The 10139-nt window shown below is 48.1% G+C and carries 8 protein-coding genes; 2 read left to right on the top strand and 6 right to left on the bottom strand.

Features of this window, described 5'->3' with window-relative positions; genetic code table 11:
* Window positions 1–185 precede the first annotated feature (185 nt).
* The 5 genes from AAH187_RS17900 to AAH187_RS17920 form a co-directional block, all read right to left on the bottom strand.
* Window positions 186–1085, bottom strand: coding sequence for a response regulator (locus AAH187_RS17900; RefSeq protein WP_342349850.1), 900 nt, complete (start codon window positions 1083–1085; stop codon window positions 186–188).
* Window positions 1086–1130: 45 nt separating this feature from the next.
* A complete protein-coding gene (locus AAH187_RS17905) occupies window positions 1131–1496 on the bottom strand; it encodes a response regulator (RefSeq protein WP_342349851.1) in 366 nt (121 codons plus the stop codon).
* A 93-nt stretch (window positions 1497–1589) separates the two neighbouring features.
* Window positions 1590–1916, bottom strand: a complete 327-nt coding sequence (locus AAH187_RS17910; RefSeq protein WP_342349852.1) for a hypothetical protein — start codon at window positions 1914–1916, stop codon at window positions 1590–1592.
* 532 nt (window positions 1917–2448) lie between these two features.
* Window positions 2449–3162, bottom strand: a complete 714-nt coding sequence (locus AAH187_RS17915) for a response regulator transcription factor (protein ID WP_342349853.1) — start codon at window positions 3160–3162, stop codon at window positions 2449–2451.
* 11 nt (window positions 3163–3173) lie between these two features.
* On the bottom strand, window positions 3174–5147 hold the full coding sequence (locus AAH187_RS17920) for an ATP-binding protein (protein ID WP_342349854.1): 1974 nt from the start codon (window positions 5145–5147) through the stop codon (window positions 3174–3176).
* A 362-nt stretch (window positions 5148–5509) separates the two neighbouring features.
* Here AAH187_RS17920 and AAH187_RS17925 point away from each other — a divergent pair, with 362 nt between their 5' ends.
* Entirely contained in the window at window positions 5510–6634 is a 1125-nt protein-coding gene (locus AAH187_RS17925) for an aromatic ring-hydroxylating dioxygenase subunit alpha (RefSeq protein ID WP_342349855.1), read from the top strand.
* A gap of 86 nt (window positions 6635–6720) precedes the next feature.
* On the opposite strand, the gene AAH187_RS17930 is transcribed toward AAH187_RS17925, so the two are convergent.
* Complete coding sequence (locus AAH187_RS17930; protein WP_342349856.1) at window positions 6721–7752, bottom strand: response regulator; 1032 nt, start codon at window positions 7750–7752, stop codon at window positions 6721–6723.
* 810 nt (window positions 7753–8562) lie between these two features.
* Here AAH187_RS17930 and AAH187_RS17935 point away from each other — a divergent pair.
* Entirely contained in the window at window positions 8563–10080 is a 1518-nt protein-coding gene (locus AAH187_RS17935) for a CUAEP/CCAEP-tail radical SAM protein (protein ID WP_342349857.1), read from the top strand.
* Window positions 10081–10139 lie beyond the last annotated feature (59 nt).

Raw genomic sequence — 10139 nt, forward strand, 5'->3', positions numbered from 1 at the left:
ATGAGTGTAATGGACGCCGCATAGAAAAACGAGCAATCACGGCACCACGAGCTCCGATATGGCAGGTGACCATGGAGAGACCAGACCCCTCAAAAATTTTCGCCGCCCTGGCAGCTTAATTGGCTAGCAAACATACACTGGCAATTTGGGGCAAACACCACTTCGGCATTTTCAAATATCCCGGTTCACACATTCTGTCCATTTACTTGAGACCCACTAGATTTCTTTAAGACTTTTCCTATGAGAGAACCCAACTCAGTAAGGTCATGTGGTTTTTTTAGCACCGCCTCGAATCCAGAGTCTAACGCTTGCCTTCGAATCTCCTGATTGAGACTCCCTGTCACCAAGACAAATGGCGGACAGCAACCATTCCCAACATATTCAAGATTTCTCCGTAACTGAATCCCGTTCATCACGGGCATTTGGAAATCCGTCATGACGAGGTCATAGTGACTCATTTGAATATGGGTAAAGGCCCAGGCCACTTCCGAAACCCGACTGCATAAATACCCCTCAAGTTCCAAGTATGTTTGATACAGCTCCAAAAGTTGGTGGTCATCATCAATGAGCAAGATTCGCTTTGTGTGGCCTCCAGACCCCGTGCTGAGGAACTTCTCCTGCCGATCTCCAACAGGCAACATTTCCAAAGAGTAGCTTTCAAGCATAATGGCTCTCATCAGGTGAAGGAAATTTTCCCAAGCGTCATATGTTTTTCCATCTATGCCATCCCCCCCGAATTCCGTCAGCACATGCAACAGGGCATAAACGACGGGAGGGTAATGTTTGTTTTTAATCCCATACCTTTTGTGGCGTTCCCCTAACTGAACGAGTGTAGAGCGTAATTCTTGAGGGTTTTCCATGCCCAAAACGAGAGTGCGCAATCCGCTGAGAAACGCCGCATGTTGTTGCGATAACTGACTCTGAGGGAAAAAGGTCTGAAATTCTGGGAATTTATCAAACAACACTTTATAAAATCGAGAAACCATCTGCTCGCCGTGAGCGGCTAATATCTCAAAACTTTCTTGGATTCGTGATATATCAGAAGTGGGAATTCCCGTTGAAATATGCAATTTACCATTCTTCATGGCTTCCTTTCTGAGGATAAAAATCCTTCCTGGGTTCACAGGTTTCTAATGAAAGAGTCGCAGACATTTATCGGTCAATTCGTCTGGAGCGATCGGTTTGATGAGAAAGTCCATCGCTCCCTTAATAATGGCAAGCTGCAGTTCCGATCGGTGTTCGGTGTCCGACATCACGATCACCGGCGGAAGTGTTGAAGACTGTGCTAATAGTTCCAGCATAAGAATCCCCCCCATGACGGGCATATATAAATCGAGTAATACGCCATCTACGGAGTGATGGTGGAGAACGTCAACCCCTTCCTTCCCATTGGCAGCAGTGAGAACCTCAAACCCCAGAGCATTCAGGCGATCCCTAAGGAACAAGCGGACGTCCGCATCATCGTCGACAATGAGAATGCACTTTTGGCTATTCATTGGCAGTGAGCAGATGGAGAAATTGTCTATTCAATGGCGTTCCGCCGCCTGAATAAACGGGTGAATATGGAATGATTGACCACAACAATTCCTTTACTGAATTTCCTTCGCGTGAGTGGTCGTCCCGTGATCGTGGGTCGGACCTTGATGAATTACCGCGTGATCGGGAATGACGACAATTTCGCCCTTCATGATGGGATGAAGCACGCAATAATAGGAATACCGACCGGCAGGGAGTGAAGGAATGGTGAATTCCTGACCGGGTTGAATGGCACCTGTATCAAATGCGCAAGTCCCGGCTCCTCGACAACCGTCGTGCGTCAAGCTGTGCGGGGAGGAAGTAGGATTCACGACGTGAATCGAAACTCCATCAGGGACAATGGCCAGAGCGGGGTTATAATACGGTGCCCAATAGTCCATTGAGACGTTCACATCTGGAGGTTGCGTGGATGCCCAACCAGAGTTCAAAGTGAACAACAATAGGAGAGAACATCCAATTTTAATTAGAGTCGTAGCGAATGTGGTCCCGTTCAGAATTTTCATCTGTTCACCTCACGGTTCATCCCTTGCTCGAGCTGATATTAAGCCTTCATACAAATAATAATTTCCAAATCCATAAAGAATCTATTTGATTTGCAATCCGTTCCAATAAAGATTTCATAAAGATTTCGGATGACCTCTCTTTCCGGCACCTGTAGAGACCATCAGGCCGTTGGGAAAATTAGATTTCCCTAAAATGACGTCTGACGGAAATTAAACAAAACCCACGACCAATTCGTGGTCTGCAAACCCCTTCCCTTGGAAGATTCCCGTACAAAGAAAAATCAAAAAGACAACGTGGAGAAAGGTGGAGACTTACAAGAGAAACGAGAAGGAGGGATGGCTGTTAAAGGAGAGGGAAATGCAAGGGACAATGACTGATAAGGAACACCTCACATGAAAACGGAGACAGTCAGGGTTTTCCTTCATTTTCCACAAAATCGGTGGCAAATCGATAGCCGACTCCAGGATCAGTAAGAATATATTGAGGGCGGGCCGTGTTTTTTTCCAATTTTTTTCTTAAATTTCCAATAAAGACACGTAAATATTGAGCCTGCTCACTATATCCCTCACCCCAAATCGCTCGAAGAATGGTTCCATGCGTCAAAACTTTTCCGGAATTCTGAATGAGGTACTTCAGCAGATCATATTCCGTCGGGGTTAACTTTACGGCCGTGTTTCGAATGGAGACATGACGACTCTCAAAATCGACCTGTAAATTTCCAAATGTGAACACAGGATCGTTACCAGAAATTGAGGAAGAACGTCGCAGGACTGAGCGGATTCTCGCCGTCAGCTCTTCCATGCTAAACGGTTTGGTCACATAGTCATCGGCACCTACTTCGAGAGCCTCAATTTTTTTAGCTTCTTCTCCAATCGCAGAAAGAATAATGATCGGGATATGATAGGTTTCACACAAATGCCGTGTGAGTTCGATTCCATCCATTCCGGGAAGCAGTAAATCCACGAGGGCCAGGTCAGGGAGGCGATGACTCATAATCTGGAGGGCCTCTTCTCCCGTTTCCGCCGTCAGAACCTCATACCCTTTTGCCTCAAGATTGACCTGCAATGAACGACGTATTTGCCGTTCATCATCAACCGCTAATATTCGAGATCCAAGAGCCATGGGTAGACCGATTACTCCTCTTCCCCGTCAAAAGTTATCATAGGGGGTGCCTCAGGGGTCGGCACCGTGAAGCTAATCGACACGACTCGATTCTGAGATTCGGCCCAAATTCGGCCGCCATGGGCTTCGACCATACCTTTACAGATCGCCAATCCCAGACCGGTACCACGAATGAGTCGTGTGCGCGGACCCTTTAGCCGATAAAAACGCTTAAAAATACTTGATAATTCCTCCTGGGGGATTCCTTCTCCTTCACTGGAGACCCGTACCTCCACCTGGTTCGGCGTCATTCGACCAACAATGCTGACCAAGGAATCAGGGGGAGAATATTTAATGGCATTATCTAACAGGTTGATCAGGACTTGCTGAATTTCCATTCCATCCACAAAAATAGGAGAAATTTCCTCCCCAAGGTTCACTTGCAGAGATCGGCTTTCCAATGACATTTCCACTCGTCTGATTGCGCCTTCGACCAAATCTTCCAATAAATGCCATTCCCGATGGGGAACCAGCGTTCCCGCTTCAACCTTTGACATGTCCAGAAGATTATCAACTAATCCATTTAAAAAATCGATTTCCTGATTAATGCCCTGGAGAAATTCCTGCTGCACCTTGGACGCATCCTGCCTGGAAAGTTCAATCAATCCGGCTATGGAAGCCTTGATGGCAGTAAGGGGAGTTCGTAGTTCGTGCGAAACCAAGGACAGCAGGGCTGTTTTCAGGGCATCACTTTGACGAAAGGCATCAACTTTTGCGGCTTCGCTTTTCCGCAAATTCTCCTCTACCTGTTGTCGTTCAAATCCATTCACGAATATTTCTCCGGCCATTTGGAGGAGCCTGATGTCTTCTTCAGACCAGGTCTTTTCATGCTTCACCGAATCGAACCCAAGAAACCCGAACAACTTTCCCCGAAATAACATAGGCACAATCACCAGTGATTGGATTTGCTGGCTCTGAAATAGCTGCTTTTCGGCACTCGCCTCAAGTGGAAGATTTTCCACGCTTGAAATTTGAAAAAACGGGCCGGAAATAAGACGTTCAGCAAACCAGGGTATGTCCTGCAATCGAAGCCCTTGAAGTCTTGTTATTTGAGGCTCAATACCCGTCTGGCACCATTCATGGGTATTGTTCATAGTCTTTCCGTCTTCCTCAAACACAAACACATAACTTCGATCCACCCCTCCGAAGGTGCCCATAGCTTCTAAGGCTCGATCAATCTCCGCATCCAAACTTTTTGGCCCAAGATTAATAAATTGGGTTGAAAGATTCGTTACGAGATTTTCAATTTCGATTCGATAACGTAGAGCCGTTTCTATCCTGGAGCGTTTCTGGATTTCATGTTCAAGTTCCTGATTGGCTAGTTTGACCTGTCTCGTCAAAAGAATTCCGAAGGGTATCACTAAGATACCGATCAGAGATTCCCAAACGATCATGTTCGAGATCTTTTCCTGGGAATTTTTGCTGTATAACTTTACGGCCTTGTTGGCGACTTCAATTAAGCGGATATTGACAGCCAAAAGCCCGTCTAATTCCAAAGAATATCCGGGATGATCGGATTGCGTGTTCAAAAAGATATCGGCCAGGTGCATGAATTCGCCCAAGAGTGTTTGTTGCTCATTTAATGCCTGTAGTATTTCCCTGGATGGAGGGGAAGGAAGGGCCACCGTTTCGCCACTCTCCGGGTTCATGACGGCTTGCCCACCGACGAGTAACGCATCCAGAGTTTGTGTCAACATCTTTTGGGTGAACCGGTAATCAGCAGGAATCCCTTGCGAAGTCAATAAAATTTCATTCATGAGTCGTTGAGACAACATCCGCTGTCGGCCAGCCAGATCCACCGTCACACTGTCGAGTTTTTGATTCTGAATTGTGGTGATCGTATAGAGCAGGATGCCGAACAAGGCTAAAATAAAGACCGTGGTGAGAACCATTAACGCTCGTCCAATTGATCCTGTTCCTAACCATGAACGTTCTGGTGGCTTCACGACACTCCATCCTTTGATGTCGACCCTGACTGTTCAATCCATAACATAAATGAATTTCAAAGGAATTTCCTGATTTTCTCATCATTCCTTAAACGATTCAATATTTTTCCAAACACATGGCTTACGGGTATGCAAGTTGCCGGTGCCCAGGAGGCTTTGGAAAAATCTTCCCTCCGACTCGATATTTTTGATCACACGATCTATACTCTGCCCCAGTAAGGAATCATTCGAGTCCCTACCCTCTTATTCCTCAGCTCACTTAATGCCAGTCCAAAACCTCATACGATTCCAGTTATTTCTCTATATCACTAAAGATTTCCAGGCGTTTCCCATCACGGCTGCCTTCTTTTTTGGAGAAATTCATGATTGAGCAATCTCAAATTCACCTAGACAGACAAAAGGAAAACGGCGCTCCCATTATCCTGGAAGATCCTGCGTCCCTTTCGTGGAAAACGCCCCTCACATCCGACTTAAGAAAAACCGGTCTTCATCCTGACAATTGGTATCCGCTCGCACGCTCCAGAGATCTGAAAAAAGGAAAAATGCTTGGAGTGTCCTTTGCCGGTGATCCCATCGTGTTGGTGAGAACCGTAACCGGAATGGTCTATGCGCTCGAAGACCGATGTGCCCATCGGCAGGTACCGCTCCATTGCGGAGTGGTGCATGGAGAGCATGTCCAGTGTGGGTATCATTCCTGGACGTTTGACCAGACAGGGCGATGTATGGGTGTACCCTATTTAGAAAAGAACCAACCACGGCCGGCAGGAGTGAAGAATTTCCCCTGTCGGGAAGCCTATGGGCTGGTTTTTGTATTTCCCGGCTCGGTGAGCAGAGTTGAAGAAGTTGGATTCCCGAATGTGTCCTTAGCCGGTGATCCGCAATATAAAACTCGATACCTTGACCGTCAGGTGAGTTGCCATTACTCCTTCATGCATGAGAATCTTATGGATATGAACCACCAGTTTTTGCACCGTCGACTGATGGGCGGGATCCGAACGGTCTTTCTGGAACTTCGAGAGCGGCCGCATGCCGTTGAAGTCGACTATACCTTCTCTCGAATCAAAGGCGCACAACCACTCGGAGAAAAACTCATCTTAGGACGTACCAAACCATCCGCAGATGGCCCGAAACATGATCTGATGACCATCTGTACCAATTATCCCTATCAAACGCTCCAGTTTTGGACAGCCGGGAGTACTCACCCAGCGTTAAATCTCTGGAATGTGTATGTTCCCATTGATCATGCCCAACGAATCAACCATACCTTTGGGTTGATGATGATCCGGAAACCTTCAATTCCCGGACTCATCCACCTTTTGTGGCCGTTTATTGTGTGGTTTACCGATGGAATCTTTGCCCAGGATCGGTGGATTGTTGAGGAAGAACAGAAAGCCTTTGATCGCCAGGGCGCGGACTGGAATCAGGAAGTTTTTCCTGTGATTCAGAGCTTAAGGAGCTTGTTGGGTCGAGAAGGCATTGCCTTATGAGGACTCTCCCTCTCATCCTGAAAAGGGTTTCCAAGTCGGCAGCCGGATTGCATCTTGAGCTTGCGTACTAGGTATCCGAAATTTGATCACGCCACGTGGGAAGGAGAGGATGCCTGTGCCTCATTCTTTTGAAGGATCTTGCGACAGGCTTCCTTGAGAGCTTTCAGATGAAACGGTTTCACAAAAAACCCTTGAGCGCCCTCCTGTAACAGTTGACGAAGGGCTCGTTCATCCGCTGCCCCGGACATCATCAGCACCGGCACCTGATGGCCCAACCATCGTAATTCATCCAGCATGGTTCGCCCATCCATAATGGGCATATCCATATCTAATAAAATGCCATCCACGCTTTGGCGGCTCGCGACGGCCAGCCCTTCCCATCCATTTCTCGCAACAAGCACTTCATATCCCCATTCCTGAAGGGCATGTTTTAATAGTCTGGTCACCGTTGGATCATCATCGACCACTAATAAGCATGGTCGGATTTCCTGGGTTACCACCTCATCAGAAGACAGACTCCCGGATGTGGTGTTGAGTTCCTGAAGGGTTTGAACACAAGTAGGGCAATAGGTATGCGCGAGGTCGATCTCAGAAAATTTGAGATGGTCCATAGATAAAAACGACGCCAAATTCCGCCTTTCTTTCGTGCCAACCTGCGCGGCAGAGGAATCCTGTTCCCGTTCACACCATGCGCACGTAGAGACGGATCGGGAAGAAGCCGGCGATAACGAAAGACATTGCTGTAACACCCTTGCCCGAGAGATGACTCCCACAAGATTATGATTGCGCACGACAGGCATTCTCTGGACATGTTCTTGCGTCATCGCATCCAACACCTTATTAAGGGGTTCATCCTCATGTACATACACAGGTGTGGTCATCGTGTCTTCGACTTTAAGATCATCAAGTGAATCCAACCGTGAAACGGCCTCGAACAGACGGAAATCTGACACGATCCCGAGAATTTTTTGTTCGGAATCAACGACCGGCCATCCACAATAATGACCGGAGAGGAATTGCAGCGCCAAATCGTTCTCGAATTTTCCACGGCTAAGTGGTAACGCTTTAGGATCCATTAAGTCTTTTGCCAATAGGGGGGACGAAGGCAGGTGGTTCATGAGAGGGCCTCTCTTTCAAACCGGTTTCAACCAGGAAACCATGGGTGAAGGGGGTAGGGATGAACCGATACAAACGATCGGACTAACCGAAAAAGGAACTATAGGAAAGAACTACAAATTTAATTAAACTAAAAGCAAAAACCAGACCAAACAAAATGGAATGAGTTTTAAAGGGAAAACCTCTTATATTTCATATGATAAATAGGAGACGGTTTCCCTACCCATAAAATTCCAGGAAGGGTTGACGTATTAAATAAACAAAAGCATTAGGCTAAATCATACAATCTGAGGTTTGGAACTTTCCCACCGACTAAAGAAAAAGGTCTGGAGCGCATCAGACTTTATAAAGGAATTTCGGAATGGTCGATTATATTCGGGAGGAGGCAAGCAGAAAATTTAAAGCCAATTTCCAACTCCTCCCCGTTTATAGCTAGCGATTCCGCTAAAGGGCATCTCGAGAACAAACGTTTAGCCACTGCTTGCGCTGTTGGTAACTGAGGGAAGTACACTGAATCCTTCAGGTTGGCAGATAGAGAATCCTTTAGGCAGGGTCCACCTCCATTCCAAAAACGAAATCCACCGCTCCCAATAAAGGGAGCAGCCCCTTTGTTGTTCCGGACTGACAGAGAACGTCTCCACACCTTTTTGTTCGATCACAACACTCAAGAAATTTAGCTTCAGGACATGACCCATCTAAAGCACGTTTTACCATTAGATATCGTTCTCACGGCCCACATAGATCTCATTTGCGCCAACTCTCAGGGGTGTGCTACCAGTGACATCTCCCCACATGAAAGGCAGCAGTGGAATATGGAACACATTACCGAACCTACAAAAGAGCTATTGTTGCTCAGGCACCCTGGCGCGATTATGTTTGTCTCCTGTTATGAATTGGGCCACCAACCTCTTGGCATAGCCCAACCGATGGGATTTCTCGAGCAAGCCGGGTTTTCGCCGGTTGGCCTCGACATCGCCGTTGAAACCATTAATGAACCGGCTCTCAGGCTCGCCAAATTCGTCGGTATTTCAGTCCCCATGCACACAGCGCTCAGGCTTGGGGTACGCGTAGCCGAGCTGATTCGCGCAATAAATCCAACCTGCCACATTTGTTTCTATGGCCTGTACGCCTCGATCAATGCGGAATATTTGCTTCAGGAGTTGGCCGATACTGTGGTGGGCGGAGAATATGAGATCCCGCTACGATCACTCATTGAGACAATCGATCGAGATCAGACGATCAACGATCTCGAGGGAGTGAGCTCTCCAAACCGGGTCGTTGCTCCCTATTTGAAGCGGCCCTACTCAACCACTTCAACGAGATCCCAACCAATCCCAAGTCGGACAGGACTCCCGATGTTGGACCAATATGCCCAGCTCGAAGAGAACGGGACAGAACGACTGGTCGGGTACATCGAGACCAGTCGTGGATGCCTCCATCACTGCCTGCATTGTCCTATCGTGCCGGTCTATGAAGGGCGATTCTTCCTTGTCCCGGAGGCCGTCGTCCTCGAGGACATTCGGCATCAGGTACAGGCAGGCGCCACGCATATCACTTTCGGCGATCCTGATTTTTTGAACGGGCCGGGGCATTCCCTCAGCATTGTTCGCACGATGCATGAGGAGTTTCCGTATCTGACCTTTGATTTCACCGCGAAGATCGAACACCTCTTGAAGCACCGCACTCTGATTCCAGACCTTGCAGCACAGGGGTGCCTGTTCATCATCTCCGCAGTGGAGTCGTTCAGCGACCATGTTTTGAAACGATTGCATAAGGGACATACGGGAACTGATATCATCACAGCGCTCGCGATTCTGCGCGAAGCCGGCATCACGCTTCGCCCATCGCTTGTGGCTTTTACACCCTGGACCAGCCTCGACGATTACCTCTATACGTTGGACATGGTGGAAGACCACGATCTTATCGACGCGACCGACCCCGTACAGTTGAGCATTCGTCTCTTGGTGCCGCCCGGCTCGGCTCTTCTCGCCAAGTCAGACATTCAGAGTTTTCTCGGTCCACTCGATCAAGCAAACTTTCAGTATCCATGGACGCATCCGGATGAGCGGATGGATCAACTCCATCAGGCGGTAAATGCAATCGTGGAAGCGAGTGCCAAGGAGGAGGAAGATGCGATGGCCACCTTTGATCGTATTCGAGCCAGTGCCGATAAGATTGCCGGGCGGCCCGTTGAAACCTCGACCCAGACAAGGGTGAGCAGGCCTGATCGTCCGAAGCCGCCCCGGTTAACGGAATCATGGTTCTGCTGCGCTGAGCCTACAACCCAACAGTTCAGGCCGTTGCTGACAAAGGGGAATGGGGAAATCTAACAGCCTGTGAGAAAACGATGTCGGCTCGCTGAAACCTCGATGGTTCGCGAGTGTGCCAC

The sequence above is a fragment of the uncultured Nitrospira sp. genome, assembly GCA_902500695.1.
GTDB lineage: Bacteria > Nitrospirota > Nitrospiria > Nitrospirales > UBA8639 > Nitrospira_E.